26 protein-coding genes and 1 tRNA gene are annotated in these 26690 nt (G+C 71.0%); 14 read left to right on the top strand and 13 right to left on the bottom strand.

From position 1 onward, the window contains the following. Window positions 1–11: 11 nt before the first annotated feature. Both C6C15_RS16110 and C6C15_RS16105 read right to left on the bottom strand, forming a co-directional pair. A complete protein-coding gene (locus C6C15_RS16110) occupies window positions 12–221 on the bottom strand; it encodes a hypothetical protein (protein WP_062637928.1) in 210 nt (69 codons plus the stop codon). Beyond that, complete coding sequence (locus tag C6C15_RS16105) at window positions 208–1563, bottom strand: APC family permease (RefSeq protein WP_060922932.1); 1356 nt, start codon at window positions 1561–1563, stop codon at window positions 208–210. Before C6C15_RS16105 ends, C6C15_RS16110 begins: the two co-directional genes overlap by 14 nt. A 171-nt stretch (window positions 1564–1734) precedes the next feature. On the opposite strand from C6C15_RS16105, the gene C6C15_RS16100 reads away from it, so the two are divergent. Then, complete coding sequence (locus tag C6C15_RS16100; RefSeq protein ID WP_105950628.1) at window positions 1735–2388, top strand: MIP/aquaporin family protein; 654 nt, start codon at window positions 1735–1737, stop codon at window positions 2386–2388. A gap of 56 nt (window positions 2389–2444) precedes the next feature. Here the strand turns inward: C6C15_RS16100 and C6C15_RS16095 are convergent, their stop codons facing one another. Continuing rightward, window positions 2445–3470, bottom strand: coding sequence for an FUSC family protein (locus C6C15_RS16095; RefSeq protein ID WP_199787666.1), 1026 nt, complete (start codon window positions 3468–3470; stop codon window positions 2445–2447). A 50-nt stretch (window positions 3471–3520) separates the two neighbouring features. Between C6C15_RS16095 and C6C15_RS16090 the strand changes: the two genes are divergently transcribed. The 3 genes from C6C15_RS16090 to C6C15_RS16080 are packed head-to-tail and all read left to right on the top strand — an operon-like array spanning window position 3521 to window position 5542. Then, on the top strand, window positions 3521–4330 hold the full coding sequence (locus C6C15_RS16090) for a sugar nucleotide-binding protein (protein ID WP_105950627.1): 810 nt from the start codon (window positions 3521–3523) through the stop codon (window positions 4328–4330). Between the two features lie 40 nt (window positions 4331–4370). After that, window positions 4371–4985: a DUF1684 domain-containing protein gene (locus C6C15_RS16085; RefSeq protein ID WP_105950626.1), complete on the top strand. Its 615-nt coding sequence runs from the start codon at window positions 4371–4373 to the stop codon at window positions 4983–4985. Continuing rightward, on the top strand, window positions 4982–5542 hold the full coding sequence (locus tag C6C15_RS16080) for a dihydrofolate reductase family protein (RefSeq protein ID WP_105950625.1): 561 nt from the start codon (window positions 4982–4984) through the stop codon (window positions 5540–5542). Before C6C15_RS16085 ends, C6C15_RS16080 begins: the two co-directional genes overlap by 4 nt. Before the next feature lie 24 nt (window positions 5543–5566). Here C6C15_RS16080 and C6C15_RS16075 read toward each other — a convergent pair whose 3' ends face one another. Together C6C15_RS16075 and C6C15_RS16070 are read right to left on the bottom strand one after the other, a co-directional pair. Next, entirely contained in the window at window positions 5567–7636 is a 2070-nt protein-coding gene (locus C6C15_RS16075; RefSeq protein ID WP_199787665.1) for an MMPL family transporter, read from the bottom strand. Window positions 7637–7771: 135 nt separating this feature from the next. Then, window positions 7772–7845, bottom strand: a tRNA-Gly gene (locus C6C15_RS16070). Between the two features lie 86 nt (window positions 7846–7931). Between C6C15_RS16070 and dcd the strand changes: the two genes are divergently transcribed. Further along, entirely contained in the window at window positions 7932–8537 is a 606-nt protein-coding gene (dcd, locus tag C6C15_RS16065) for a dCTP deaminase (RefSeq protein ID WP_025102697.1), read from the top strand. Window position 8538: 1 nt separating this feature from the next. Further along, the gene (locus C6C15_RS16060; RefSeq protein WP_105950623.1) at window positions 8539–9012 is read left to right on the top strand and encodes a hypothetical protein; all 474 of its coding nucleotides are present in this window, start codon (window positions 8539–8541) and stop codon (window positions 9010–9012) included. On the opposite strand, the gene C6C15_RS16055 is transcribed toward C6C15_RS16060, so the two are convergent. After that, window positions 8945–9946, bottom strand: coding sequence for an alpha/beta fold hydrolase (locus tag C6C15_RS16055; protein ID WP_105950622.1), 1002 nt, complete (start codon window positions 9944–9946; stop codon window positions 8945–8947). The two genes, C6C15_RS16060 and C6C15_RS16055, sit on opposite strands and share 68 nt — an antisense overlap. A gap of 72 nt (window positions 9947–10018) precedes the next feature. Between C6C15_RS16055 and C6C15_RS16050 the strand changes: the two genes are divergently transcribed. Next, the gene (locus C6C15_RS16050) at window positions 10019–10666 is read left to right on the top strand and encodes a TetR/AcrR family transcriptional regulator (RefSeq protein WP_105950621.1); all 648 of its coding nucleotides are present in this window, start codon (window positions 10019–10021) and stop codon (window positions 10664–10666) included. Window positions 10667–11340: 674 nt separating this feature from the next. On the opposite strand, the gene C6C15_RS16045 is transcribed toward C6C15_RS16050, so the two are convergent. Continuing rightward, window positions 11341–12096: a MarR family winged helix-turn-helix transcriptional regulator gene (locus C6C15_RS16045; protein ID WP_105950620.1), complete on the bottom strand. Its 756-nt coding sequence runs from the start codon at window positions 12094–12096 to the stop codon at window positions 11341–11343. A 125-nt stretch (window positions 12097–12221) separates the two neighbouring features. On the opposite strand from C6C15_RS16045, the gene C6C15_RS16040 reads away from it, so the two are divergent. Then, window positions 12222–12779, top strand: a complete 558-nt coding sequence (locus C6C15_RS16040; RefSeq protein WP_231919533.1) for a MarR family winged helix-turn-helix transcriptional regulator — start codon at window positions 12222–12224, stop codon at window positions 12777–12779. A 6-nt stretch (window positions 12780–12785) separates the two neighbouring features. Here the strand turns inward: C6C15_RS16040 and C6C15_RS16035 are convergent, their stop codons facing one another. The 5 genes from C6C15_RS16035 to C6C15_RS16015 form a co-directional block, all read right to left on the bottom strand. Next, a complete protein-coding gene (locus C6C15_RS16035; RefSeq protein ID WP_060921574.1) occupies window positions 12786–13703 on the bottom strand; it encodes a cation diffusion facilitator family transporter in 918 nt (305 codons plus the stop codon). A gap of 46 nt (window positions 13704–13749) precedes the next feature. Further along, window positions 13750–15156, bottom strand: a complete 1407-nt coding sequence (locus C6C15_RS16030; protein WP_060921575.1) for an MFS transporter — start codon at window positions 15154–15156, stop codon at window positions 13750–13752. Between the two features lie 70 nt (window positions 15157–15226). Further along, a complete protein-coding gene (locus tag C6C15_RS16025) occupies window positions 15227–15715 on the bottom strand; it encodes a DUF3253 domain-containing protein (protein WP_234024170.1) in 489 nt (162 codons plus the stop codon). 64 nt (window positions 15716–15779) lie between these two features. Continuing rightward, the gene (locus C6C15_RS16020) at window positions 15780–16955 is read right to left on the bottom strand and encodes an exo-beta-N-acetylmuramidase NamZ family protein (protein WP_105950618.1); all 1176 of its coding nucleotides are present in this window, start codon (window positions 16953–16955) and stop codon (window positions 15780–15782) included. Window positions 16956–16957: 2 nt separating this feature from the next. Continuing rightward, window positions 16958–17824, bottom strand: coding sequence for a MurR/RpiR family transcriptional regulator (locus tag C6C15_RS16015; protein ID WP_060921606.1), 867 nt, complete (start codon window positions 17822–17824; stop codon window positions 16958–16960). A gap of 137 nt (window positions 17825–17961) precedes the next feature. On the opposite strand from C6C15_RS16015, the gene C6C15_RS16010 reads away from it, so the two are divergent. From C6C15_RS16010 to C6C15_RS15995, 4 genes are read left to right on the top strand one after another with little or no spacing between them, the layout of a single operon-like run. Then, window positions 17962–19245: an ABC transporter substrate-binding protein gene (locus C6C15_RS16010; protein ID WP_105950617.1), complete on the top strand. Its 1284-nt coding sequence runs from the start codon at window positions 17962–17964 to the stop codon at window positions 19243–19245. 55 nt (window positions 19246–19300) lie between these two features. Then, entirely contained in the window at window positions 19301–20257 is a 957-nt protein-coding gene (locus tag C6C15_RS16005; RefSeq protein ID WP_105950616.1) for a carbohydrate ABC transporter permease, read from the top strand. Beyond that, window positions 20257–21174 (top strand): carbohydrate ABC transporter permease, encoded by a 918-nt coding sequence (locus C6C15_RS16000; protein ID WP_060921579.1) that lies wholly within the window; start codon window positions 20257–20259, stop codon window positions 21172–21174. The genes C6C15_RS16005 and C6C15_RS16000 overlap by 1 nt, the downstream gene beginning before the upstream one ends. 16 nt (window positions 21175–21190) lie before the next feature. Then, window positions 21191–22171 (top strand): serine hydrolase domain-containing protein, encoded by a 981-nt coding sequence (locus C6C15_RS15995; RefSeq protein WP_060921580.1) that lies wholly within the window; start codon window positions 21191–21193, stop codon window positions 22169–22171. A gap of 341 nt (window positions 22172–22512) precedes the next feature. Here the strand turns inward: C6C15_RS15995 and C6C15_RS15990 are convergent, their stop codons facing one another. Continuing rightward, complete coding sequence (locus C6C15_RS15990; RefSeq protein ID WP_060921581.1) at window positions 22513–23409, bottom strand: Lrp/AsnC family transcriptional regulator; 897 nt, start codon at window positions 23407–23409, stop codon at window positions 22513–22515. Window positions 23410–23627: 218 nt separating this feature from the next. On the opposite strand from C6C15_RS15990, the gene C6C15_RS15985 reads away from it, so the two are divergent. Together C6C15_RS15985 and C6C15_RS15980 are read left to right on the top strand one after the other, a co-directional pair. After that, a complete protein-coding gene (locus tag C6C15_RS15985; RefSeq protein ID WP_105950615.1) occupies window positions 23628–24971 on the top strand; it encodes an MFS transporter in 1344 nt (447 codons plus the stop codon). A gap of 42 nt (window positions 24972–25013) precedes the next feature. Continuing rightward, complete coding sequence (locus C6C15_RS15980; protein ID WP_105950614.1) at window positions 25014–26681, top strand: amidohydrolase; 1668 nt, start codon at window positions 25014–25016, stop codon at window positions 26679–26681. The last annotated feature ends 9 nt before the right edge of the window (window positions 26682–26690 follow it).

The following is a 26690-nucleotide window of genomic DNA, read 5'->3' as shown; positions in this document are numbered from 1 at the left end:
GACGGCGACGGTCAGTCCTCGCCGTCGGCCTCGGGCATGCCGGGCCCGGGCCCCGGACGCACCTCGGCGTCGTCCCGGATGTCGATGCGCGTGTTGCCGTCGTGCTCCGAGACGTCCACGCGCGGCGCGGCGTCGGCCTCCGTGGCATCGGGCGCCGAGGTCAGCTGGTCGTGACGGTTCTCCTCGAACGTCTCGTCGGCGGTGTCGTCAGGCGTGCTCATGGCTCTCCTTCGTGTCGGCGGTCTTCGAGCGGTTGCGGGTCCACCGGGCGACAGCGTAGAGCACGCCGCCGACGGCGAGCAGGATGGCGCCGAACAGCCACACCTGCGGGCGCTGCTGGGTGAGCAGCAGGATGCACGACGCGATGCCGAGCACCGGGACGAACGTCCACACGCGGAAGTGGTCGTGCTCGACCTTGTCGCGGCGCAGGACCAGCACCGAGATGTTGACGCTGAGGAACACGACGAGCAGCAGCAGCACGACGGTCTCGGCGAGGGTCGCGAGGTCTCCGACCAGCGTGAGGCCCATCGCCACGAGTGTCGTGGTGAGGATCGCCACCCACGGGGTCTTCCGCTTCGGCAGCACGCGCCCGAGCACCGACGGCAGGAGGTTCTGCTCGGCCATGCCGTAGGTGAGGCGGCTGACCATGATCATCGTCAGCAGGGCGCCGTTGGCGACGGCGATGAGCGCGATGAGGCTGAACAGCCAGGACGGGACGCTGACCCCGGTGGCCTCGACGACCGCGAGCAGCGGACCGCTGGACTCCTGCAGCTCGGATGCCGGCAGGGCGACGGCGCTGGCGATGCCGACGAGCACGTACACGACACCGGCGGTGAGGAGCGCGCCGAACAATGCGCGCGGGTAGGTCCGCCGCGGGTTCTTGACCTCTTCGATCATGTTGGCTGAGGTCTCGAAGCCGACGAACGAGTAGTACGCGATCACCGCGCCGGAGAGCACCGCCAGGGCGACGTTGGCCCCCTCCGGCACCTGCGTCGCCCGGGACAGGTCGCCGCCCCCGCCGCCGACGAACACCGCGACGACGACGATCACGATGACGAGGCCGCTGAGCTCGATCGCCGTCATCACGAGGTTCGCGCCCATCGACTCGCGGATGCCGCGGGCGTTGAGCAGGCCGACGATCGCGAGGAAGACGATCGCGACTGGGATGGTCGGCAGGTCGATGAAGGTGCTGAGGTAGTCGCCCGCGAAGGCGATGGCCAGCCCGGCCGCGCTCGTCACGCCGGCCGCGAGCATGCTGAAGCCGACGAGGAAGGACACCAGCGGGCTGCGGAACGCCCGCTCGGCGAACACGGCGGCCCCGCCCGCGCGCGGGTACTTGGTGACGAGCTCGGCATACGACCCTGCGGTGAGCATGGCGAGGAGGAGCGCGAGGACGAGGGGTGCCCAGAGGAGGCCGCCCACGTCCTCCGACAGCACGCCCATCAGCGCGTAGATCCCCGCGCCGAGGACGTCGCCGAGGATGAACGCGAACAGCAGGGGGCCGGTGATGGCGCGGCGCAGCCGGGTGGGGGTCTCGGCGCGCGGCTCGGTCTGGACGGTCATCCTTGCACGGTAGGGGCCGGAACTCCGGCGGGCGACGGGCTTGACAGTTCCGCCGCCAATGAGCCAGCGAGAGCCGACCGCGCGCTATCCTCGGTGCCGCAAGGCGGGTCGTCGCCCGGGCCGTTCCGGGGAGACGGGGGGCCGCCTGCGATCCCACAGAAGGACACCATCATGATCGGTACACCTCGCAAGGCGCTCGCGGAAGCGGTCGCCACGTTCCTCTTCGTCCTCGCGATCATCGCGGCGGTGAACAGCGGAAGCCCGCTCACCCCGCTCGCGATCGGCTTCACACTGATGGTGCTCGTGTACTCCACGGGCCACATCTCGGGCGCCCACCTCAACCCGGCGGTCTCGCTGGGCGTGTTCCTGCGCGGCGGGCTCAGCGTCGCCGACTTCGTCTCCTACCTCGTCGCGCAGTTCGCCGGCGGGGCGCTCGCCGCTCTCGTGGCCCTCGCCGTGTGGCCGGCGGGGGAGAAGGCGATGGTCATCGAGGTCGGTCCGGCGTTCCTCGTCGAGGCGCTGTTCACCCTGATCCTCGTCTGGGTCGTGCTGAACTCCGCCACCTCGAAGGACACGGCGGGCAACTCGTTCTACGGGCTCGCGATCGGTGCGACCGTCTTCGTCGGTGCGGCGACGGTCGGCTCCATCTCGGGCGGCGGATTCAACCCGGCGGTGGCCCTCGGCCTCTCGGTCAGCGGGCACTTCGCGTGGGGCTCGCTCTGGCTGTACATCGTGGCTCCCGCGGTCGGTGCCGTCATCGCCGCTTTGCTGTTCCGGGTGCTCAACGCCGACGATGCGCGGAAGATCGCCGCGGACGCCGAGTAGAAGCCTCGCCTCGGAGCGCCGCATCCCTGAACGGGGTGCGGCGCTTCGTCGTCTCGTCAGCGGCGTCGATTCCGTCGGCGCAGCGCCGCGGACGTGACGGCCACCACCGTTCCGACGACCACGCCGATGATCGTCTCCAGCACGCGGTCGGTCAGCAGGTCGGCGACCGGAGTCGGCGCGGCCAGGTGCACCATCAGGAGGGCGAGCGGGGTGACGAACACCATCGCGATGCCGTAGTTGCGGCCGATGAACAGTTCGGCCGTCCCCTGCAGGACCACCACGACGGCGATCACGGCGAGCGGCGGCATGTCGAGGGCGAGGATCCCGGCGGCGACAAGCACGCCGAGCAGCGTGCCGACGAGGCGCTGGATGCCGCGGATCACGCGGGCGTTGAGCTGCGCGCCGCTGACCGCCGCGACCGCGCCGACCGCCGCCCAGTACCAGTGGGTGCCGCCGAGGAGCAGGCCGACGACGCCCGCTCCGACGATCGCGCCGGCGACCGAGGCGGCCATCTCGGCGGCGACCGGCCCGACGGACGGGCGCGCCTTCGGCGCCGCCTCCGCCGTGGTCCGGGTGACGACGGCGACCAGGGCGGTGAGGGCGAGGCCGAAGAGCACGCTCGCCCCGCCGACGAGCAGGACCGCGCCGAAGGAGGCGCCGGTGGCGGGGATCGTCGCGCACGCCCCGGTCGCGAAGACCGTGAACAGCGGACCGGGCGGGTGCCACTGCAGGACGTAGGCCAGCAGCGTCACGGCCGCGGCGACGAGGGCGACGACGACGATGCTCAGCACGGCGGGTGCAGCGAGGACCGACAGGGCCGTGCCGATCAGCATCGCGCCGAGCAGCACGCCACCGGCACTCGCCTGCATGCGGATCCGGTCGCGGAAGACGTCGTGCCGACCGTAGAGCGCGGCGAAGGCACCGAAGCTCGCATAGATGCTGAGGTCGAGCCGGCCGGCGGCCCACAGCACGAGGAGCGGCACGGCGACACTGACCGCGGCGCGCAGGGCGACCCGGTGATCCCCGCGGTGCGGGCCGACGCGGAGGACTCCCGTCCACACCCGTCCCTGCGATTCCGTCACCGATCAAGCCTACGTCCGTCGCCCGGCGGCGATGTGCGAGGGTGGGAGGGATGACCACTCCGCCTCCGCCGCGCCGCACCCTCCTGGTCGGCTTCGGGAAGCTCGGCACCCGGCTCGCTCCGCTGCTCCTCGCGGACGGGGGTGAGGTCCTGGCGCTCCGCCGCACGGACGGACCCGTGCCGGACGGGGTGACGGCGCTCGCGGCCGATCTGACCGTTCCGCTCACCGCGCCGCTGCCCGAGGTCGACGCCGTCGTGGTGACGCTGCCACCCGGGCCCGACGTGTCGTCGTATCGCACGGCGCTCTCGCACCTCGCAGCGGCATTGCCGGCCCCGCCGACGCGGACGGTCTTCGTCTCGTCCACCGGGGTGTTCGACGGCGCCGGGAGTGCCGAGCCCGTGACCGAGCGGGTCGAGCCGGCGCCCACCACCGACCGGGGCCGCGGTCTGCGGGACGGCGAGAAGGCGGCCGTCGAGCTCTTCGACGCGGTGGTCGTGCGCCCCGCGGGCATCTACGGTCCCGGGCGCGAGTTCCTCCTCCGGAAGGTCAGGGAGGGCGCTCCCGTCACGCATCGCCGCCGCACGAACCGGATCCACGAGACCGATCTCGTCCGCATTCTCGACCTGCTGCTACGGATGCCGGAGCCCCCGGCGCTCGTGCACGCCGTCGACCAGGCGCCCGCTCCGCTGGGAGACGTCGTGACCTTCCTCGCCGACCGCCTCGGCCTGCCCGTGCCGCCGGACGACGGCGGTGCGCCGAGCGGCTTCGTCTACGACGGCTCGCTGGTGCGTGCGGTCCTCGGCAGGCTCGACTATCCGACGTACGAAAACGGCTACGTGGACATGATCGACCGGGACTGAGGGCATTCCAGGCGTCCGTCGTCCGGCGTACCGTGGGCGCATGACGAATGCGCAGACGGCCGTCGAGGTCGTCGACTGGCGGCGGCGGGTGTTCGCCCTGTACGAAGCGGTGCGACGGGCCGACTCCCCGGAGGAGGCGCACGAGCTGTGGCGGATCGAGCGCGACGAGCTGGTGCTGCGGCACCCGGCGACGCCCCTCCTTCCGGAGGACAGGGCACTGTTCGAGGGACTCCCGATCGCCTCGTACGACCCCGCCTGGCGGTTCGAGCTCCCGATCCTCGACACGGATCCGGCCACGTTCGAGTTCGCGACGGGGACGGACGGCATCGTGCCGTTCGAGCGCGTCGGCGTCGTGGAGATCCCTGATGTCGGGTCTCTCGACGTGTGGCGGCTCGCCTCCTACGGCGGCGGCCTGTTCGTGCCGGTGCGCGATGCCTCCGCCGGACAGAGCGGGGGGACGTACGGCGGCGGGCGCTACCTCATCGACACGATCAAGGGGGCCGACCTCGGGGCCGACCCGCGCCGCGGCACGCTCCTGCTCGACTTCAACTTCGCGTACAACCCGTCCTGCGCCTACGACCCGGCGTGGGCGTGCCCGCTGGCGCCACCCGGCAACGTGCTGACGGTGCCGATCCCGGTCGGAGAGCTCCGATGAGACCGCTGCGTTACGCGATCAACGTGACGCTCGACGGCTGCTGCCATCACGAAGCCGGACTCCCGCCCGACGAGGAGTCGATGCGCTTCTGGACCGCGGAGCTGCAGCGCGCCGACGCCCTGCTCTACGGTCGGGTGACGTACGACATGATGCGGGCCGCGTGGCGGCGTCCGGAATCCGGGGTCTGGCCGGACTGGATGGAGGAATGGGAGACACCCTTCGCCGAGGTCATCGATGGCATGCCGAAGCACGTGGTGTCGGCGACGCTCGATGCCGTCGACTGGAACGCGGAACTCGTGCGCGGCGATCTCTCGGAGAGGGTCCGGGGGCTGAAGGATCAGCCGGGGGAGGGCCTGTCGGTCGGCGGAGTGGCGCTGCCCGCGGCGCTCGCCGACCTCGGGTTGATCGACGAGTACCTGTTCGTCGTCCATCCGGTCGTCGCCGGGCATGGTCCCCGGCTGCTCGACGGCGTGCACGAACGTCTCCGGCTCGAACTCGTGGAGCGGCGGGAGTTCCGCTCCGGCGCCGTCGCGCAGCGGTACCGTCCGGTGGCGTGAGCGACGCACAGCGGCCCCGATGAATCAGCCGGCGTCAGCGACGCGCCGGGAGGCCGGTCGCCCCGGCCACCAGATGCGGTCGCCGACGAGAGCGAACAGCGCAGGGACGATCACGGTCCTGACCACCAGGGTGTCGACGATCACTCCGACCCCGACGATCAGCCCGAGCTGCCCGAGGGTGACCAGTGGCAGGACGCCGAGGGCCGCGAACACGGCGGCGAGGACGATCCCGGCGCTCGTGATGACCCCGCCGGTGTGGGCGACCGCTTCCACCATGCCGTCCCGAGTGCCCCGCAGCGCCGCCTCGGTCCGGGCGCGGTGGACGAGGAAGATCGTGTAGTCGATGCCGAGGGCGACCAGGAACAGGAAAGCCAGCAGCGGTACCGGGAGATCGAGCGCGTGCTGCCCGAACAGCACGCGACTGAGCCAGGCCCCGGCACCGATGGCGGCCACGGCGCTCGCCACGTTGACGGCGAGCAGCAGCAGCGGCGCGACCAGAGACCGCAGCAGGAACGCCAGTACCAGGAAGCTCACCGCCAGCACCAGCGGCACCACGACGCCGAGGTCCGCGAGGTTCCCGGCGCGGGCGTCGAGATCCGTCGCCACCGCGCCGCCGACGACCGCCCCCGCCCCCGGCACATCGTGCACGGCGTCCCGAAGCTCCGTGATCTGAGCCAGGCTCTCGTCGGTGCTGGGCGCATACTCGCTGGTCACCAGGATCTTCGTGAGCCTCTCATCGTGCGTGGTCCCGACCGGAGTGGCGCGGACGATGCCCTCCACTCCACGCGCCGCGGTGAGGACGGCGTCGGCTTCGCCGCTGTCCGTGACGATGAGGATCGGCTGCGCCTCTCCTGCCGGGAAGTGGTTCGAGAGCACCTCGAGACCCGTCGCGGACTCGGACGGGACCCGGAACTTGTCGACCTGGTCGAGCCCGACGGTCGTCCCGACGAGGCCGACCGTCATCACGGCCAGCAGAGCCGCGCCCCCGAGGAGGCTCACGACCGGCCGGCTCACGACGCGCGTCGCGATCGACCGCCACACCCCGCCGCGCCGTGCGGCAGCTCCGGGACGAGGGACGAACGGCCAGAACACCTTCCGTCCGCATACCGCCAGCAGGGGAGGCAGCAGGAAGAGGACGGATGCGAGGGCGACCAGCAGCCCGATGGCGGACGAGACGCCGAGTCCGTGCGTGCCGGGGATCACCGCCAGGGCGAGTGTCAGGAGGGCGAGGACGACCGTGAGGTTCGAGGCGAGGATCGCCGGAGCGGTCCCGCGCCAGGCCGTGCTGAGCGCGCGGCGGTGGTCCGTCGTGGTGGTGAGTTCCTCCCGATATCTCGAGATCAGGAGCAGGGCGTAGTTGGTCCCGGCGCCGAAGACGAGGACGCTGATGATCCCGGCGTCGAACTGCAGGTCCCAGGCGGAACCGGCAGCCGCGGTCAATCGTCCGGCGAGTCCGTCGGCCAGGCCGACGGCGGCGAGCGGCAGCAGCCACAGCACCGGTGACCGGTACGTGACGATGAGGAGCACGGCGACGATCAGGACGGTCACGAGGAGCAGAGTGAAGTCGGCGCCTTCGAAGGAGGCGGCGATATCGGCGCCGAAGGCCGGTCCGCCGGTCACGAGCAGGGTCATCCCGTCCGGTGCGTGCTCGTCGATGTCGGCGCGGAGCGCCGCGATCACCGCGGCGGTGTCGGTGCTCGTCTGGCCGACCGCGATCGGCGTCACCAGAACCGCGGCCTTCTCGTCCTCGCTCACGAGAGGCCCGGTCGGATCCGCGTCCGCGTGCGTGCCGAGCACCGGGAGGAGACTTTCGAGGGCGTCGACGTCCGGTGCCGAGAGCGTCGCGCCGTCGTCGCGCGACGCGACCACGATCACGGACTGCCGATCCGCGTTCGGGAACTCCGCCAACAGGGCGCTCGTGCGCGCCGACTCCGACCCCGCGGGGGCCTGCTCGTTGGCGGCGGGTGCCTTCGCCGACCCGAACAGGCCGAAGAGAGTCGTCATGATCAGGAGGACCGCGCCGAGTGTGATCCAAGCGCCGCCACGGGAGGTCATCCACTCGGGAAAGCGCCGAAGAGCGCGAGAATCTGCCATACCTGTCACTCCACCAGGAGCGTCGTGCGGCGACATCGTCAAGACGATGGAGGGAAGTCTCCCTCTTTCGATGGATCCCGGTCGGGCGGGGTCGGGCACGCCGAACCGGTCGCATCGAGGCGAGGATCAGAGAAGTGGAGGGGCTGACGGGAATCGAACCCGCGCTGTCTGCTTGGGAAGCAGAAGTTCTACCATTGAACTACAGCCCCGCACCCGCCCGAGAGCAGGTGGAGCAAGCCTACCTGTCGAGGGCCGGATGGCCAAAGCGCGGGGTGCTCATGACTAGGCTTGTGCCGTGCTTCTCAGCGATCGCGACATCAGAGCAGAACTCGCCTCCGGCCGCGTCGGCCTGGAACCGCATGCGCCGGAGATGATCCAGCCGTCGAGCATCGACGTGCGACTGGACCGCTACTTCCGCCTCTTCGACAATCACAAGTACCCGTTCATCGATCCCTCGGTCGACCAGCCCGAGCTCACGCGGCTGATCGAGGTCGACCCGGACGAGCCCTTCATCCTCCACCCCGGCGAGTTCGCGCTGGGGGCCACGTTCGAGCAGGTCACCCTGCCGGACGACATCGCCGCGCGGCTGGAGGGGAAATCGTCGCTCGGTCGCCTCGGGCTCATCACCCACTCGACCGCCGGCTTCATCGACCCGGGCTTCTCCGGGCATGTGACGCTGGAGCTCGCGAACGTGGCGACGCTGCCGATCAAGCTGTGGCCCGGCATGAAGATCGGCCAGCTCTGCTTCTTCCGGCTCACCTCGCCGGCGGAGAACCCGTACGGCTCCGGCCCCTACGGCAACCGCTACCAGGGTCAGCGGGGCCCGACGGCGTCCCGTTCGTTCCAGAACTTCCACCGCACCGACGTGGGAGTGACCGACATCGGAGCCGTCGGAGGCTGACATGAGCGACGCGAGCGGGACGGGTTCCGACGAGTCCGCGCTGCCCGGTGGGGCGGCACTGCCGGAGGATCCGGGGCTGGAGATCGCTCCCGCCGACGCGGTGATCCCGCCGGCCGACGCCGTGATCCCGCCTCCGCCGCCGGAGACGCCGATCCCGGAGGGGCTGCTGACGGCACCGGACGCCGCAGGCGATGCGCTTCCGGCACCGACCCGTCGCTCGGAGCGATCCCGTCCGACGCCCGCGATCCTCCAGGGCGAGCAGCCCGCGGCGGCTGCGGACGACTGGGCGCAGCGATCGATCGCCCCGGAGGTCGCCGACACCGGCAGCTACCGGATGCTTGCGGTGGTCGTGTTCGTCGTGCTCTTCCTCCTGCTCGCGGCGGCCGTGGTGACGCTCGTCGTGCTGATCACCACTGTCGGACTGCCGTTCGCGGCCGCCGACCCGAGCGCGGGCTTCCTGTCGACCCGGGTGTAGGGCTCCGAAGGGCCGCGGACGGGTCGGCCGGTGCGGCATCGATGGCGGCTCGTCCCGACGCGGTGCCGAGCGCATCCACGGCCTCGAGACCCCCGGTCACGAGCGCGACCACGGCATCAAGGGTCGGATCGGCCGACAGCACTCTCGTGTGACCGAGACCCACCGTACGGACGAGACGGGAGCGGCCGGGATGGGCGGCGTGCAGCCGGAGGGCGTCGTGATCGGGCATCCGGCGGTCGCCCCGGTCGTGCACGATGAGCAGTGCGGTGCCGGCGGGGAGTGGATGCGCGGCCGCGTCATACCGTTCGGCGGCGGTTGCGGGATCGAGCCGGAGGCGGCGGTGGAAGCGGGTGCGGAGTCGGTCTGCGGTGGCGGCGTCAAGCCGGAGGTCACCGACGAACTGGGCGAGGAACGCCTCAGGCGCGGCGGCCCCGGCGACGACGGCGACGGCGGGGACCGAGCCGGACGACCGGGCGACGGTCAGCGCCGCGAGCCCGCCGAAGGAGTGTCCGATGAGAGTGGAGAAGGGGCCGTGGGTGCGGTCCAGCTGCTCCGCGGCGTCGACCCAGTCGCGGATATCGGTGTGCCGCCCGCCGGAGGAGCCATGCGCCGGGGCATCGAAGGCGACGACCCGGAACCCCTCGGCGACGAGCTCCCGCACGAGCGGGGCGAACTGCGAGGCGCGGCCCCGCCAGCCGTGCAGGAGCAGCACGGTGCGCGGACCCGTGCCCCACGTGTAGGTCGTGACGGGGATGCCGCGCACGAGGAGGCTCCCGCGGCGGGCGTCGTCGTGGGTGGCGGCGTCGGCGGAGCGCACGGCCATCCGTGGGCGGGTGGAGAAGAACAGTCGGTAGGCGAGATCGCCGGCGAGGCGAGGGGAGAGGCGTCCCACAGTCGGGAGGTGGCGGACGAGGAGAGAGGACGCGGACGGCATGGAGGCTCCTTCACCGAACTATACGAACGATCATCCGTATACTAGGCGAACGGTCGTTCGTATACTAGAGGCATGGTGGATGGCGTGGTGCAGGACGGCCGGCGAGCACGCGGGGACGCCTCCCGCCGCATCGTGCTGGAGAGTGCGACCGACCTCGCCTCCGTCGAGGGTCTGGACGGCGTGACGATCGGACGCCTCGCCACTGCCTCGGGGTCGAGCAAGAGCAGCATCGCCACGCTGTTCCAGAGCAAAGAGGGCCTGCAGCTCGCGACGGTCGCCGCCGCTCGGGACATCTTCGTCGAGCGGATCATCGAGCCCGCCCGCGTCCAGCCGAGGGGAGCGCACCGCCTGGCCGCGCTCCTCCACAACGCCTTGGTCTACTCGAAGGACCGCGTCTTCACCGGCGGCTGCTTCTTCGCGGCGACCGCGGCGGACGTCGACTCCAAGCCCGGTCCCGTGAGCGACGCCGTGCGGGCGGCCCTCGTCGACTGGTACGGATACATCGAGGCCCAGCTGCGGTTCGCTGCCGCGGAGGGAGAGGTCGGCGCGGCCGACGTCGAGGTGCTGGCGTTCGAGCTCGTCGCCCTCAATGAGCAGGCCAACGCGCGGTCGCTCCTCCTGCGGAGCGACCGGCCGTATGCGCTCGCGGCGGCCGCGATGCGCTCACGCCTCCGTGACGCGGGCGCTCCCGACACCGCCCTCGCCCTCCTCGCCCTTTAGCTCCGTGCCGCGTCCGGGCCTCGCGGCCGCGTTCGCCTGCGAGCTCAGAAACGCACCGCACTCCCGCTTCGAAGGCCCGTTCCTGATCCCGCCCGACGGTCGGGCCCTGCCCTCCTTGCGTGCGGGATGGGAATCGGGCCGCGAGGTCCGTCGGAAGGGTCGTTTCTGATCCCGCCTGGCGGTCGGTCCCTGGCCTTCTTGTGTGCGGGATGAAAGAGGGGCCGCGGGGTCCGTCGGAAGGGTCGTTTTCGATCCTGCGCGATGGAAGGGTCGTGCTTGATCCGCGCACCCGCCTTCCCGTCGCCTGCTACCTCGGGCGCTTGTGTTTCCACCGGGCGCCGCCCCCCCGCCTGGATGACCGTGCGGGATCGAAAACGTGCCGCTGGGGCGCTCAGGAGGGGCGATTCTCTGATCCCGTTCGGAGAGTGGTGTGCGCGTCGCCGCGGTGGGGGATCGAGAACGTGCCTTGGAACGGCTGGGGAGGCGCGACTCTGATCCTGCCTCGACTCGGGGCGCTTCGCCCCGACCTCACCTCGGGTCGGGCTGGGGTGCGGGTGGCGGATCGGGAATGTGCCGCGGGGGCGCTCGGGAGGTGCGGAAGTGATCCCGGCTCGGGTTTCGCGAAGAGCAAAGCGCCTCACCCGGGATTCGGGTGAGGCGCTCGAGGGGGACGATCAGGCGGCGTGGCCGTGGCGGAATCCGGCGTCGAAGCCGCGCTCGAATGCGCGCTCCGCCATCCGCTGCGCGCGGTGGCCGTGGCTGCGACGCGCGTGACCGTGATCGCGGTGTGCGTGACCGTCGTGGTGACCGCGTCCGCGGTACCCGCCGTCCTCCTCGCCATCGTGACGGTCGAAGCCGTGCCGGGGCTCGAAGTCCCCGGGGCCGAAGCCGTGCCCGGCACCGAAGCCGCGCCGGGGCTCGAAGTCCCCGGGACCGAAGCCGTGTCCGGGACCGAACCCGTGCCCGCGCCCGAAGCCGTGCCGGGGACCGAAGCCGAACCCGGGGCGCCGCTTCCGGGGGAGAGGTGTCTCCTCGTCCCACCCGAAGGCGCGGGCGATCTTCTCGAGCGCCGCGAGGGTCGTCGCCATCTCCTCGTCGGAGACCGCGTCGGCGACCTTCGCGCGGATGCCGTCGACGGTGGCGCCGAGGCGCTCCTTCGCCGCGCGGCCCTCGTCGGTCAGTGCCCACCCGTCGCCGTCCGCCTCGACCCAGCCGCGGTCGACGAGATCGTGCAGTTTGTGCGGGTGCAGCGGGCGGCGCACGGGGACCGTCCCGTCGACGACGTTCAGCAGCCGCCAGTCGCGGCGGGTCGCGCCCTCCGCGGCGAAAGCGGTGGCGAAGTCGTGTGCCATCAGACGGTCGACGGCCTTGAGCCAGAAACCGAACGGGCGGGAGGTGTTGTCAGAAGTGCTGTCTGCAGTGGTGTTCATGGTGATCCTTCGTGTCTGTGGTGCACCGATGACGGATGTCATCCGACATATCAATGTCACTGTGCATGTACATGCAGTGTGACATGGAAAGCAAACGCATGTCAAGCTGCATGTAAAATCGGGACATGGCCACCGATCCGATCGACCCCGCGTCCCCCGACGCCGCCGAAGCGATCGCGCAGGCGCTCTCCCGGCTGCGCGGACGCCGACCCGGACCCGGCGGCCGCGAGCACGGAGGGCCACGCGGTGCACACGGGCACGGGCCCCACGGCGACCCGCGCGAGCACTTCGCCCACCACCGCGGCCACCCGGGGATGCCGCCCTGGATGGTCGACGGCGGCCGCCTCGGCGGACCGGCCCGTCTCCGCATGCTCGAAGCCCTTGCCGCCGCGCCGGAACCCCTCAGCGTGAGTGCGCTCGGGCAGGCGATCGGCGTGGATCAGCCGCGGGCGTCGCGGCTCGTGCAGCAGGGTGTGCAGGCCGGATTCGTGCGGCGCGAGGCCGACCCGGACGACGCCCGCCGCACCCGCATCGCGCTGACCGACGAGGGTCGGCGACTGGCCCGCGGGATGCGGGGCGAACGCCGCGAGCTGCTCGGCCGCGCGCTCGAGTCGTTCACCGCGGAGGAGCGCACGGAGCTCGCGCGACTGCTCACCAAGCTCGCCGACAACTGGCGCGCCTGACCGGCCTCACACGCGGGCGAAGTCGAGCGAGGGCTCGTCGTCCACCGAGAGGGACAGCACGACGGTCTCCACCGCGTCGTGCGCCTCGATCCGCCGCTCCACCTCCCGCAGCCGCCGGGCGACGTCGTGCTCGCGCGCATCGCCCGCGAGGTCGACCTCGGCGACGAGGAACAGCCGGTTCGGCCCGACGTACTCGATGTGCAGGTAGGTGACCCGCTCGATGTCGTCCATCCCGAGGAGGGCAGTGCCCACCCGCGAGCGCAGCGCGGGGGACACCGACGTGCCGACGAGGAACGCGATGTTCCGTCCGATCAGGATCACGGCGACGACGCCCAGCAGGATCCCGACGAGGATCGACCCGATCGCATCCCACGCGGCGACACCGGTGAGCTGATGCAGGAGGATCGATCCGCCCGCCAGCACGAGGCCGATGAGGGCGGCGGAGTCCTCGAAGAACACCGCCCGGAGCGTGGTGTCGCTCGTCTCGAGCACGAAGTCCCACGTGGAGGATCCGCGCTCCCGGGCCAGCCGACGGGAGCGGACCATCGCCTGCGTGAACGACGCCCCCTCCAGGACGAAGGCGATGCCGAGCACGATGTAGGCGACGACCGGGCTCTCCACGGGGCCGGTGTCGGACAGCTCCTGGATGCCGTGCATGATCGACACGATCGAGCCGGCGGTGAAGATGCCGAACGCCGCGATGAGAGACCAGACGAACGCGTTGCGGCCGTAGCCGAGCGGATGCCGGGCGTCCTTGGTCTTCGCGCCCCGGCGGTCGGCGATGAGCAGGAAGACCTCGTTCCCCGCGTCCGCCCAGGAGTGCGCGGCCTCGGCCACCATCGACGCGGACGAGGTGATGACGGCGGCGACCGTCTTCGCGATCGCGACGAGGATGTTGGCGAGGAAGGCGAGGACGACGGTCACCGGGTCAGGCTACTCCCGCCCGATCCGTCCGGCGCCCGGAGCGGGTTCAGCGCGGCGCCTTCACCGGGAGCAGGAGGAGGAACCCGATGATGAGGACGATGACGATGCCGAGGATCCCGTAGGCGGTCTGGCTCGTCGCGACGATGAGCACGGTCCAGGCGGCCGAGGCCATCCAGCTCGCGGCCCTGCCCGTCGTGGCGTAGAGACCGAAGATCTCGCCCTCCCGGCCGGCCGGGGTGACGCGGGCGAGGAAGGAGCGCGCCGCCGCCTGAGCCGGACCGACGAAGGCGCAGAGCACGAGACCGCCGATCCAGAACACGAGCGACCCCGCATCCCGCAGCAGGAACACGGCGAGGCCGGCGACGATCATCGATCCGATCGAGCCGAGGATGATCCGCTTGGGGCCGAGGCGGTCGTCGAGGCGGCCCGCGATGATGGTCGAGACGCCGGCGACGAGGTTCGCGGCGATGCCGAAGACGATGATGTCCTGGGTGCCGAACCGGAACACCGCGGTGCCGATGATGGCGCCGAACGCGAAGACCCCGCCGAGGCCGTCGCGGAACACGGCACTGGCGAGCAGGTACCAGAACGTCGATCGGGTCTGCGGGTCGCGGTAGAGGCCGATCACGTCCTGCACGAGGAGGACGTAGGAGCGGAAGAACCCCACCTTGCGCTCCGGCCGCCCGAGCGACGGCTCCGGCACGTTGAGGAAGATCGGGATGCTGAAGACGATCGCCCAGACCGCGCACCCCACGGCGATGAGCCGGTACGCGAGGCCGTTGTCGGTGGACATGCCGAACCAGTCGAAGGTGTCGAGCAGGACGACGATGACGAGGGCGATGATGCCCCCGAGGTAGCCGAAGCCCCAGCCGAGTCCGGAGATGCGGCCGACGTTCTTCGGGTTCGCGATCCCGATGAGCATGGCGTTGGAATTCACCGCGGCGATCTCGCCGAACACGGAACCGGCGGAGATCAGCGCGACGCCGAGCCAGAACAGGGCCGGCTGCGGCTCCACGAACCACAGTCCGAGCATGCAGAGGATGAGAGCGCCGGTGCCGATGCCCAGCCAGAGCTTCTGTCGTCCGGCGGCGTCGGCGCGCTGACCGAGGACGGGGGCGAGCAGGAGGATGCCCAGGGCGGCGATCGTGGAACCCAGTCCGAGACCGGAGGCGAGGTCGGCCTCGGCGGCGACGCGGACCGGGTCGCTCGGGTCGAGGGCGGCGATCTCCGGCGGCAGGAACGAGGCGCTGACGAGGTACAGCGCGGTGAAGACGAACGTGAGGATGACGGTGTTGAACGGCTGCGTCGCCCAATCCCACAGCGCCCAGGAGTACACCTGCTTCCGAGGCGCGGGGGTGTCTCCGCGCAGATCGAGGCCGACGACGGCCACGGCGCCGCTGTTCGCTGTCGCCACGGGCTCGGGGGCGCCCGCCGCGGGATCGGGTGAGGTCATGGTCGAAGTCTGGCCGCGGACGGTGAACGCCCGGTGACGGCGCGCCGTCGGTGTCGGGCGACCGAGGCGCTCAGAGGGCGGGGCCGCGGCGGATGCGGACGGGGCCCCGGACGTCGGCGATGCTCACCTGCTCGCCCTTCTGCGTGACGACGACCACCTCGCGGGAGGCGAGATCCGCGGCGATGCGGCGCACGTCGGGCATCCGGTCGCGCCACTCCGCGCCGCCGACCGCGCGGGCGACGTCGCTCGGGCAGATCGACGAGTCCGCGCGTTTCCGGGTGAGGGCGCGCATCGTCGCGGCGATCCGTTCCTCGGCCTGCGCCGCGGAGGGCTCCTCCCACCACGGGGCACCCCGCTCGCCGAGGGCGGTCTTCGCATCCTGCACGCGACGGCGGGCGTCGGGCTCCGCCGCCTTGACCGCGCGCCGTGCGGCCATGAGCTCGTCGACGAGCTCCTGCCGCAGGTTCTCGGGGATCGACGGATCGGTGGCGCGCCACCGCCGGCCGTTCACGACGATGTGGTGTCCGTCCGCGGTCTGCGCGGGGCCCTCGTCCGTCATACCGGCCATCCTGCGCGGCGGCCGCGCGCCCCGCCATCCCCTTGACGTCCGCGCGGCTTGTCGGTCAGCGGTAGAGGAGGTCGGCGTCGACGAGCCCCGGCCAGTCCGGCACCGCGAGCGACTCCGGTTCGTCCCACTCGCCCGCCGTGATCCGGCGGAAGGCGCCCTCTACCCCGAACAGCTTCTCCAGAGGGGACCAGTCGGACTCCCCGGGCATCGGCACCAGCGCCCGCTCGGTCAGGGCCTCGGGGTAGAGGGTGGCGAGGAGGGACAGCAGGCGGACTCCGGTGTGCACCGGCTGGAAGGCGGCCGGGTCTGTCACGTGCAGGAGGAGCCCCTGGCAGGCCTCGCCGGCGTGATCCCGCACCAGGGGGGTGAAGCCGTAGGGGGAGGCGGTGACGCCGGGAAGGGCGAGCTCGACGAACGCGGTCGTGTACTCCTCGGCGTCGATGAACGGGGCGCCGACGACGCGGAAGGGCACGGCCGTGCTGCGCCCCTCGGAGACGTTCACGCCCTCGGCCAGACACGTGCCGGGGTACAGGAGGATGGTCGCGGCGCTGGGCAGGTTCGGCGAGGGCGGCATCCAGGTCAGCTCCTGCCGGCCGAGGGTGGTCTGATCGCGCGTCCATCCCTGCACCTCGACGACGTGGAGCTCCACGTCGATCCCGCGCGTGCGCACCCAGTGCCGCGCGAGCTCGCCGATCGTCAGACCATGGCGGACGGGCATCGTCCACCGTCCGACGAGCGAGTTCGCCGCCTCGTCGAGCATCGGCCCCTCGGCCTGCTCCAGGCGTCCGCCGAGCGGATTCGGGCGGTCGAGCACCATCACGGCGACGCCCGCGTCGGCGCACGCCTCGAGCACATGGCTCATCGTCCAGATGTACGTGTAGAAACGCGCACCCACGTCGGGAAGGTCGACGAGCACGACGTCGAGGTCGGCGAGGTCGGCGGCCGCGGGACGCACGTCCGCGCCGTAGAGGCTGCGCACCGGGAGCCCGGTCGGCGTGTCGCGCAGATCCCCGATCAGCTCTCCCTCCCTGGCCCGGCCGTCCAGGCCGTGCTCGGGGCCGAAGAGGAGCGTGAGCGGGAAGCCGGCGTCGGCGAGGCCGGCGCGTCCACGGGCGAGGGTCGAGGTGAGGGCCAGGTCGCTCGTGACCATCCCGAGTCGGGCGCCCCGGAGGCGGTCCCGCTGCGGCTGCGTCAGGTCGTCGTGGAGGAGGCGGTCGATTCCGAGCTGCATGATCAATCGATTCTGTGAGCGGTGACGGCGTCGTGCGTGCGCTGGAGGTTCGCGGAGATCCGGTCGTAGTCGGCCTGGGCGATGCGCGTGTAGAGGAAGTCGAGGACGGCGAGCTGGGCGATGCGGCTGGCCATCGCGCCGGAGCGGAAGGTCGACTCCGACACCGCCGTGACGAGGGTGTGCGCGCACGCGCGGGCGAGCGGCGAGCGCGGGTTGTTGGTGATGGCGATGGTGGTGGCGCCGGCGGCGGCGGCCACCTCGGCCGCCTGCACGATCTCCAGGGTGCGGCCGGAGTGCGAGATGGCGATCGCGGCGTCCCGATCGTCCAGGAGCGCGGCGCCGGTGAGAGCGAGGTGGTGGTCGGTCCGCGCCTGGGCGACGAGGCCGGCGCGATGGAGCTTCTGCTCGAGGTCCTGCGCGGCGAGTCCGCTGGAGGCCGCGCCGTAGATGTCGATGCGACGCGCGCCGCGGACCGCGGCGACGCACCGCTCCAGCTCGGCGATGTCGAGCTGGCGGGCGGTGCGCTCGATGGCCTCGGCCTCCGCGAAGGCGATCTTGCGCACCGTGGTCGCGGCGTCGTCGTGACGGCTCACATCGCCCGCGGACACCTGGAAGCGCTCGCGCTCGGACGCGCTCCGCGTGAGCTCTCCGGCCAGGGCGATCCGCAGGTCGGGGTACCCGGGGAACCCGAGGCTGCGGGTGAAGCGGGCGACGCTGGCGACCGACACCCCGCACTCCTCGGCGAGGCGGGTGATGGAGTTCTCCAGGACCGCCTGCGGTTCGGCGAGCACGCGTTCGGCGATGCGGCGTTCCGTGGGGGTGAGCGCGGAGAGGCGCTGATGGATGGCTGTCACGACACTGTTCGGCACGAGCCCATGATGGCAGGTCGGGTCCACACTCGGTAGGAATTTTCAGAAACGCTTGCATTTTTGTAAGAGATTGCCCACAGTGGCAGTGTCGGCATCGTCCCCGTGCCGCGACGAAGACGTCACCCGAGAGGAACACCATGCGAAACCGCCCCGTCCGCCTCGCTCTCACCGGAGGGATCCTGGTCGCCGGACTCGCCGTCGCCGGCTGCGCGCCCGCAGCCTCGAGCGGCGATGGTCAGGATGATGTCACCCTGACCATCTGGTCCTGGCAGGCCTCGTCGTCCCCGAAGTGGGAGGCCGTGTTCGACGCCTACGAAGAGTCCCACCCCGGCGTCACCATCGAGTTCGAGGGCTTCCAGCCCACCGAGTACAACCAGATCCTCGCCACCGGCCTCGAGGGCAGCGACGGTCCGGACATCGCGATGCTGCGCGCCTATGGCGGCGTGCAGTCGGCGATCCAGTCGGAGCAGATCGTGCCGATCGACGACATCGTCGACGGACTCGACCAGTTCGACCCCACGGTCCTGCGGGCGGCCCAGGGCAAGGACGATGGCAAGACCTACGGCGTCCCCTTCGCGTACCAGACCATGCAGATGTTCTACAACAAGACCATGTTCGACGAGATGGGCCTCGAGGAGCCCACCGACTGGGACGAGTTCATCGAGTTGCAGGAGACCCTCCTCAAGGAGGGCGTCACCCCCATGGCGCTCGGCGCCCGCGAGGACTGGGTCCTGCCGATGTTCCACGACATCGTCGGTTCGGCCCACTACGGCGGTGCGGCCTTCGAGGAGAAGGTGCTCGCCGGCGACGTCGACTTCACCGACCCCGCCTACGTGTCCTCTCTGCAGATCGTGCAGGACATGCAGAAGTACCTCGACAAGAACGTCAACGCGATCGCCGTCGCCGACGCCGTCCTGCAGTTCACCTCGGGCCAGGCCGCGCAGTGGCCCGGCGGCTCGTTCGACCTGCCCACGTTCCAGAGCTCCGCGCCCGACACCGAGTGGGGCGTCTACGAGGTCCCGCCGTCCCCCGACAGCGCGCTCGACCACGCGGTCACCCCGGGCTACGCGGACGGCAGCTTCGGCATCAACGCGGCCAGCGAGAACCAGGAGGCGGCCACCGAGCTGCTCAACTGGATGACCACGAAGGAGTTCGGCCAGCTCGTCGCCGACGAGGTCGACCAGTTCTCCGCGCTCCCCGGGGTGGAGTACTCCGACCCGCTCATGCAGGAGATGAACGAGCAGTACACCGCCAACCCGGCTCCGTACCTGCTGCTCGTCGACTTCCGTTACGGCGACCCGACCGGCACCGCGGTGCTCGGCCCGGACATCCAGGCCATGTTCCTCGGTCAGAAGACCCCGGAGCAGCTGGGCGCCGACCTGCAGTCGGGCATCTCCACCTGGTTCACCCCCTCCTCCTGATCCGAGCGTGGTGGGGCGCCGCATCCGGCGCCCCACCACGAGCGAAGGACCCCCCATGGCTCTGACCCTCCCCGTGCGCCCGCCGAAGAGCCGGCGCCCCCGCACCGGCATCGCGCTGTCGACGCCGACGGCCGCGCTGTTCGTGCTCCCTGCCGCCGTGCTCTTCGCGGTGCTGATCCTCTACCCGATGCTCGCCGCGCTCAGCTACTCGTTCTTCGACTGGCAGGGCACCAAGCAGGGTGGATTCGCCGGTATCGGCAACTACCTCACGCTCCTCACCAAGGAGCCCTACGCCTCCGAGCTGTGGAACGCGTTCGGCCACAACCTGCTGCTCTTCGTCGGCGCCCTGGTCTTCCAGAACTCGCTCGGCCTCGGCATCGCCACCCTGCTGCACCGCCGCAAGCGCACCAAGCGGTTCTTCCAGACGATCTTCGCCCTGCCCTACCTCGTGAGCCCGATGGTCATCGGCTACCTGTGGTCGCTGATGCTGTCTCCGCTGTTCGGGCCGGTGAACGCGATCCTCCGCGGCGTCGGCCTCGAGAGCCTCGCGCTGCCGTGGCTCGGCGATCCGCAGCTCGCGATCTGGGTCATCGTGCTGGTCAGCGCCTGGCAGTGGATCGGATTCCCGATCCTGCTGTACGGCGCCGCCCTCGGCGGCATCCCCGAGGAGATCGAGGAGGCGGCGTCGCTCGACGGCGCCACGGCCGCGAAGCGCTTCCGCTACATCACGCTCCCCATGCTCACGCCGACGATCGGCATCATCACCGTGCTCACCTTCATCGGCAGCATGGAGGCGATGGCCATCCCGTTCGCGCTCGCCGGGTCCAACGGCGCTCCCGCCGGCTCCACCGACGTGATGATGCTGCTCTTCTACCGCACCGCGTTCGAGTCCGGGAACCCGAATTCCATCGGGGTCTCGTCGGCCCTCGCGACCGTCCTGTTCATCTTCATCATGGTCATCTCCGTCGTCATCACGACGACGATGCGCCGCGCCGAACGAAAGCTGTTCTGATGAGCACCGCCCTCGACACCCGTCAGGAACCGACCACGGAGGCGATCGTCTCCGGCCGGACATCCGCCCCGCGGCGCCGCTCCCGTCGCACGAACGACACCCCGTTCGTGGGCCGCCTCCTCGCCAACGTGTTCCTGTGGGGATACGCGCTGGTCGCGATCGGTCCGTTGCTGCTCATGGTCAACAACTCCCTGCGCACGCAGCAGCAGATCGCCACCGAGCCGCTCGGACTCCCCGTCCCCCCGACGTTCACGAGCTTCCAGAACGCGTGGATCACCGCCTCGTTCGACACGTACTTCGTCAACTCGATCACCGTCACGGTCGGGTCGGTCATCGTCACGACTGTCGTGTCGGTGCTGGCCGCCTACGCCTTCGCGCGGGCCAGGGCGAAGTTCTTCCGCGGGATCGAGGCCGTGTTCCTCTCGGGCCTCATGCTGCCGGTGCACCTGGCGATCCTGCCGCTGTTCTATCTGCTCGACGCGCTCAAGATGACGAGCAACGTCTTCAGCCTCATCCTCGTCTACGGCGCCCTCGGCATCCCGTTCACCACGTTCGTGCTGACGGTGTTCTTCCGGGCGCTGCCGATCGAGCTGGAGGAGGCCGCGCGCATCGACGGCGCCGGACCGCTGCGCACGTTCCTGCAGATCCTGCTGCCGCTCGTGCGCCCGGCGCTCGCGACCGTGATCGTCTTCCGGTTCGTGCCGGTCTGGAACGACTTCTTCTACCCGCTGATCCTGCTGCGCGACCGCGACTCGTACACGCTCCCCGTGGGCCTGACCCGGTTCTTCGGGGAGTACTCGACCGATTGGCCGCAGCTGTTCGCCGGACTCACGATCGCCACCATCCCGCTCGTGGTGCTGTTCCTGCTGGCGACGAAGCAGATCATCAACGGCCTCACCTCCGGCATGAGTAAGTGACGGCCGCGGGCGGATCATGGTGAACGGAGCCCCGGGTTCGGCGTGGGCGTCGGTGCGGGCGGTCGCCGGGGGCGCGGAAGAGCTGCAACTCCTCGGGTCGCCGGCGCACGACGATCCCGCTCCGCTCACCGCCGCGCACCTCTTCGATCTCGCATCGCTGACGAAGGTCTTCACCGCCATCGCCGCCCTGCGGCTCGTCGACGCGGGGGTGATCGACCTCGATGAGCCCGTCGAGCGCGTCCTCACGGTGGGCAGCGGCACCGGAGCGGAGCGGATCACCCTCCGGCACCTCCTCACCCACACCTCCGGGCTGCCGGCGGAGGGGCGCGAGTGGCGGGAGGGCGTGCGCGGGGACGAACTGCGTGCCCGCGTCCAGCGTCGGGCGCTCGGTGCCGAGCCGGGCGCTCGCCATCTGTATTCCGACGTCGGGTACATCGCGGCCGGAGACTGTCTGGAACGGGTCTCCGGGCGGCCGCTCGCGGCGCTCTGGGCGGAGGTGGCCACGGGGATCGGCGCCGCGTCGCTGACCATGGCTCCGGAGCGGGAGCGTGCGGTCGCCACGGAGACGCAGCCGCACCGCGGGAACGTGCGCGGTGAGGTGCACGACGAGCTCGCCCATGCGCTCGGCCGTCCCGCCGGCCACGCGGGACTGTTCGGCACGGTGGCGGATGTCGCCGCTCTCGCCCGTCTCCTCCGCGATGAGGGCGAGGGGCCGCACGGGCGCGTGCTGTCACGGGAGTCCTTCCGCGGGATGACGACCCCCTCGATCCAGGCCGACGCCGGCTACGGCCAGGCGATCGGTCTGCGCGTGCGCGATGCCGCGTGGATGGGTGACCTCGATGCGGTCGGCCACACCGGCTTCACCGGCACGTGCTTCGCGGTCGTCCCCGAGACGGGCGCCTACGGCGTGCTGCTCCTCAACCGCGTGCACCCCACGCGCGAGGACGCCGACGTCGCCGCCATCCGCCGCGCCTTCCTCGCCCCCCTCACCCCCTGACCCCCCGCCCCTTCCCGATCCCGCCCCGATCCCGGGATCGATAAGGCCCCTCCCCGCGCCTCCCGAAGCTCCGTTTTCATCCCGCGTGGGGAACCCCTCCCGGCGGAAATGCGGAGGGCGCCGGATCAAAGAGGGTCCTCCACGCGCCTCCCGAAGCGCCGTATTCATCCCGCGTGGGGGACACCCCGCGGTAGGTGTGCAGAAACGTGCGGGGGATGGGTGAAAGAGGCGCGGTTTTGATCCCGGGCGGGACCGGAGGGGGCGCGGACGGGATGGGACGGGACGGGACGGGACGGGACCGGGCGGGAGGGGGGCCGGACGGGGCCGGGGACGGGGCGGACTCAGTCCGTGCGGAGGGGGCGGAGCGTGCGGGCGTAGTCCTCCTTGAGCACCGCGAGATGCAGCCACGCCTCGATCCGGGTCACTCCGGGGAGCGCGCGCAGCCGCTCGAGACTCGCGTACAGGGCTCCGGCGGAGGGCTCCACGAGGGTCGCGACGGCGTCGAACCGCCCGAGGGTCCGCGCCGCGAAGTCGACGCCACGACCCCGCCGCAGCTCGTCGATCACGGCCTCGTCGTCGTCTCCGAGCGTCATGCCCACGCCCATCGAGAGCTGCCGATGCGCGAGCCCTCGGGCCTCCACGGCGCTGATCTTGATGACACCGGCGTCGATGAGCCGCTGCACCCGGGTGGCGACCGCGCTGGGGGAGAGCCGCACCTGCTCGCCGAGGGCACGGAAGCTCATCCGCCCGTCGGACTGCAGGTGCTCGATGAGGGCTTCGTCGATGCCGTCGAGGGTCACGCCGCCGTGATACTCCGAGACGAAGAAGCCCTTGATCACGGTCGAGTAGATGATCGTGTTGATGTCGAGCACGCCGGCGCTCCCGCGGATGCGCGCGAGCAGGTCGTGGAGCTCCGACATCGAACCCACCCGCACCTCCGTCACGATGTCGTGGGCGCCGCCGACCGCCGACACCAGCACGGTCTCGGACATGTCGCGCAGGTGCTCGGCGACCACCTCGACGGCGCCGTCGGTCCGGATCGACACGTGGGCGAGCACGTGCTGGCCGAGGAACACGGGGTCGACGGCCGCGACCACCCGCACCGTGCGGTCGCTGAGCAGCGCGCGCAGACGGGCCGCCACGACGGCGCGGGACTGGCCGACGCGCTCGGCGAGGGAGAGGATGCTGGCGCGGCCGTCCTCCTGCAGAGCCCGGATGAGTTCCGCGTCGAAGTCCATGTGCCGTCCGATTCCGTCGATTTCCCCGCAGTGCACGCTCGTCCCCGCAGAAAAGCAGTGTAGAGCGCGGTTCGACCGAGCGGAAGGCCTGGAGTGCGCGGTGCGTCCGACACAAATCCAGTGAATGACGCGTATTGCTGGAGTTCTGCCCTTGCCCGCGGCGCTCCACGTCCGTAGCATCCTTCGCTATCCGACACCATCCGCGAAGGAGCGGGTCCATGACCACTACCCCCACCCCCCGAAGCGGCGTCCACAGCCGCGCGCGCCGCGCCGGCTTCGCCGCCTTCGTCGGCACCACCATCGAGTGGTACGACTTCTACGTCTACGCCACGGCCGCCGCCCTCGTGTTCGGCCCGCTGTTCTTCCCGAGCGGCGACCGTCTGGCCGAGACCGCCGCCGCCTTCGCGACGTTCGCGGTGGCCTTCCTCATCCGCCCCCTCGGTGGCATCGTCTTCGGCCACATCGGCGACAAGCTCGGCCGGCGGGTCTCGCTCGTCATCACGCTGCTGCTGATGGGGGCCGCGACCGTCCTCGTCGGCTGCCTCCCGACCTACGAGAACATCGGCATCCTCGCGCCGATCCTCCTCATCCTGCTCCGCGCCGTCCAGGGCCTCGCGGTCGGCGGCGAATGGGGCGGCGCGGTGCTCATGAGCGTGGAGCATGCTCCCGAGAAGTCGAAGACGTTCTACGGCGGCTTCACCCAGCTCGGCAACCCGGCCGGCGCCCTCCTCGCCTCCGGCATCTTCGCGATCATGTCCCGCGGCGGCGACACGTTCATCATGGACGGCGGCTGGCGCATCCCGTTCCTGCTGTCGATCGTGCTGATCGGTGTGGGGCTGTGGGTCCGGTATCGCGTCGAGGAGTCGCCGGTCTTCGAGGAGAAGATCGAGGGCCGCAAGCAGTCCATGCCGCTCGCCTTCGCCCTCCGCGTCAACTGGAAGCCGATCCTCCTCGGCATCGGGATCCTGCCCATCTCCACCGGCGGCTACTACCTGGCCACCACCTTCGCCACCGCGTACGCGACCGGCGAGCCCATCGCGATCAGCGAGCAGGTGATCCTCGACGCGATGACCCTGGCCTCCTTCGTGGAGTTCGTCGTGACGCTGCCGGTCGCCTGGCTCGGTGACAAGTGGGGCCGGAAGAACGTGATGTACATCGGCCTGATCACCTCGGTGCTGACCTTCGCGCCCTTCCTGCTGCTGATGCCGGGTCGCGTGGAGCCGCTGATCTTCCTCTTCGCCTCGCTCGTGCGCATCGCGATGAGCGCCACGTACGCCCCGATCGCGGCGATCCTCGCCCAGATGTTCCGTCCGCAGGCGCGCTACACCTCGATCGCGCTGTCGTACGGCGTCGGCGCCGCCATCTGGGCCGGATTCTCGCCCTGGTTCGCGACGCAGCTCATCGCCTGGACCGGCAGTGTCTGGTCGGTCATCGCGATGTTCGTGGGCATGGCCGTCATCGCCGGGATCTGCACGCGTCTCGCGCCGCAGCACTCCGACGAGGCCCCGGTCACGGCGTCGTTCACCGCCCGGACCGACACCACGGCGAACCGCCTGCCCTGACCGGCACTATTCCCCCGCACGACACCACCGCGAACAGGCATCATGAGAAAGCTCACCCCCTTCGACCGCTCGGCCCAGGCCGCTCCCGTCCTCGTCACCGCGCGAGCCATCCACACGGCAGACGCGGCGGACACCACCGTCACCGCGATGCTGACCGACCGGGGGCGCATCGTCGCCCTCGGCACGGCGGCGGAGTGCGAGGACGTGGCGGCGCGGGCCGGCCTCACCCCTGAGCGCGTCGATCTGGGGGAGGCGGTGGTCGTGCCCGGCTTCGTGGACGCGCATGCGCATCCGCTGATGTTCGGGCAGATGATGACCTGGGTGGACTGCGGTCCGGAGAAGGCGGGGAGCATCCCGGAGATCGTGGCGCTGCTGAAGGCCGCCGCCGCGGATCTCCCCGCCGGACGTCCGGTGCGCGGCTACGGCTACGAGCAGCGGAACCTCGCCGAGAAGCGGCACCCCACGCGGTTCGAGCTCGACGAGGTGGCCGCCGACCGCGAGGTGTACCTCATGAACGCCTCCGGCCACGGCGGGGTGGTGAACTCGTACACGCTCGACCGCAACGGCGTGGACCGGGACACCCCGAACCCGGACGGCGGCGAGTTCTTCCGCGACGCCGACGGCGAGCTCACCGGCGAACTGTCCGACGCCGCGTGCAACATCCTCACCGGCGTCCACGGGGTGAAGATCGGCCACCACGGTCCGAACTTCCATCTCGCGGACGAGCCGGAGGAGCACCTGCGCCAGCTCGACGCGGCGACGCAGCGGTTCCTCGCGGGCGGGGTCACCTCCATCGGCGACTGCCAGGTCACGCGGCGCGAGTTCGACATGTACCTGCGGCTCGCCGAGGCCGGGCGGCTGGAGCTGCGCGTGTCGATGTACCTGCTGTCGCACCTGCTCGACGAGGCGCTGGAGATGGGGCTCGTCGGGCAGTTCGGCAACGCCCACCTGAGCTTCGCCGGCATCAAGTTCTACGCCGACGGCACCCTGGGCGGCTGGACCGCGTACTTCCCGGACGGCTACGTCGGCGACCCCTGCCGCACCGGCCAGCTCTACCACGAGCCCGCCGACTACGCGGAGCTCATCCGCAAGGCCCACGCGGCCGGCCTCCAGACCGCGACCCACGCCCAGTCGCCCACCGCGATCGAGATGGTCGTGTCGGCGATCGAGGCCGCGCTCGCGGAGCATCCGGACGCGGATGCCCGGCACCGCATCGAGCACTGCGGGCTGCCGACCCCCGCGCAGATCGAGCGGATGGCGGCCGCCGGCATCCGTCCCGTGAACCAGACGCAGCACTACTTCAACTGGGGCGAAGGCGTGGAGGAGGCCATCGGCACGCCCGGTGAGCGCTTCAACCCGCTCGGGGAGTTCGAGCGTGCGGGCGTACCCATCACGATCTCCTCGGACGCCCCGGTCGCCGAGCCCATCCCGCTGGAGGCGATCCAGACCGCGGTCACCCGGGTCACCCGGCGCGGGCACAAGCTCGGCCCGGACGATCTGCGCATCTCCGCGACCGCGGCGCTGCGGGCGCACACGATCGAGGGCGCGGTCTCGATCGGCCGCGAGGACGACCTCGGCTCCCTGGAGCCGGGCAAGTACGCCGACTTCGCGGTGCTCTCGGACGACCCGCTCGCGGTGCCGGCCGAGGAGATCGCGGCGATCGAGGTCCGTGAGACCTGGGTCGACGGCGTCCGTCGGCACGCGATGTGAGGATGACAC

The organism is Microbacterium sp. str. 'China', assembly GCF_002993305.1.
Lineage (GTDB): Bacteria > Actinomycetota > Actinomycetes > Actinomycetales > Microbacteriaceae > Microbacterium > Microbacterium paraoxydans.
This window is presented reverse-complemented; position numbering and strand designations above follow the sequence as displayed.

Coding starts and splice junctions, on each gene's coding strand:
- C6C15_RS15980 (WP_105950614.1), top strand. CDS start 25,014: ATGAGAAAGCTCACCCCCTTCGACCGCTCGGCCCAGGCCGCTCCCGTC.
- C6C15_RS16090 (WP_105950627.1), top strand. CDS start 3,521: ATGACCACTCCGCCTCCGCCGCGCCGCACCCTCCTGGTCGGCTTCGGG.
- C6C15_RS16075 (WP_199787665.1), bottom strand. CDS start 7,636: ATGGCAGATTCTCGCGCTCTTCGGCGCTTTCCCGAGTGGATGACCTCC.
- C6C15_RS16080 (WP_105950625.1), top strand. CDS start 4,982: ATGAGACCGCTGCGTTACGCGATCAACGTGACGCTCGACGGCTGCTGC.
- C6C15_RS16050 (WP_105950621.1), top strand. CDS start 10,019: ATGGTGGATGGCGTGGTGCAGGACGGCCGGCGAGCACGCGGGGACGCC.
- C6C15_RS16110 (WP_062637928.1), bottom strand. CDS start 221: ATGAGCACGCCTGACGACACCGCCGACGAGACGTTCGAGGAGAACCGT.
- C6C15_RS16105 (WP_060922932.1), bottom strand. CDS start 1,563: ATGACCGTCCAGACCGAGCCGCGCGCCGAGACCCCCACCCGGCTGCGC.
- C6C15_RS16085 (WP_105950626.1), top strand. CDS start 4,371: ATGACGAATGCGCAGACGGCCGTCGAGGTCGTCGACTGGCGGCGGCGG.
- C6C15_RS16045 (WP_105950620.1), bottom strand. CDS start 12,096: ATGAACACCACTGCAGACAGCACTTCTGACAACACCTCCCGCCCGTTC.
- C6C15_RS16000 (WP_060921579.1), top strand. CDS start 20,257: ATGAGCACCGCCCTCGACACCCGTCAGGAACCGACCACGGAGGCGATC.
- C6C15_RS16025 (WP_234024170.1), bottom strand. CDS start 15,715: ATGACGGACGAGGGCCCCGCGCAGACCGCGGACGGACACCACATCGTC.
- C6C15_RS16060 (WP_105950623.1), top strand. CDS start 8,539: ATGAGCGACGCGAGCGGGACGGGTTCCGACGAGTCCGCGCTGCCCGGT.
- C6C15_RS16020 (WP_105950618.1), bottom strand. CDS start 16,955: ATGCAGCTCGGAATCGACCGCCTCCTCCACGACGACCTGACGCAGCCG.
- C6C15_RS16100 (WP_105950628.1), top strand. CDS start 1,735: ATGATCGGTACACCTCGCAAGGCGCTCGCGGAAGCGGTCGCCACGTTC.
- C6C15_RS16055 (WP_105950622.1), bottom strand. CDS start 9,946: ATGCCGTCCGCGTCCTCTCTCCTCGTCCGCCACCTCCCGACTGTGGGA.
- C6C15_RS15985 (WP_105950615.1), top strand. CDS start 23,628: ATGACCACTACCCCCACCCCCCGAAGCGGCGTCCACAGCCGCGCGCGC.
- C6C15_RS16010 (WP_105950617.1), top strand. CDS start 17,962: ATGCGAAACCGCCCCGTCCGCCTCGCTCTCACCGGAGGGATCCTGGTC.
- C6C15_RS16040 (WP_231919533.1), top strand. CDS start 12,222: ATGGCCACCGATCCGATCGACCCCGCGTCCCCCGACGCCGCCGAAGCG.
- C6C15_RS15995 (WP_060921580.1), top strand. CDS start 21,191: ATGGTGAACGGAGCCCCGGGTTCGGCGTGGGCGTCGGTGCGGGCGGTC.
- C6C15_RS16030 (WP_060921575.1), bottom strand. CDS start 15,156: ATGACCTCACCCGATCCCGCGGCGGGCGCCCCCGAGCCCGTGGCGACA.
- C6C15_RS16005 (WP_105950616.1), top strand. CDS start 19,301: ATGGCTCTGACCCTCCCCGTGCGCCCGCCGAAGAGCCGGCGCCCCCGC.
- C6C15_RS15990 (WP_060921581.1), bottom strand. CDS start 23,409: ATGGACTTCGACGCGGAACTCATCCGGGCTCTGCAGGAGGACGGCCGC.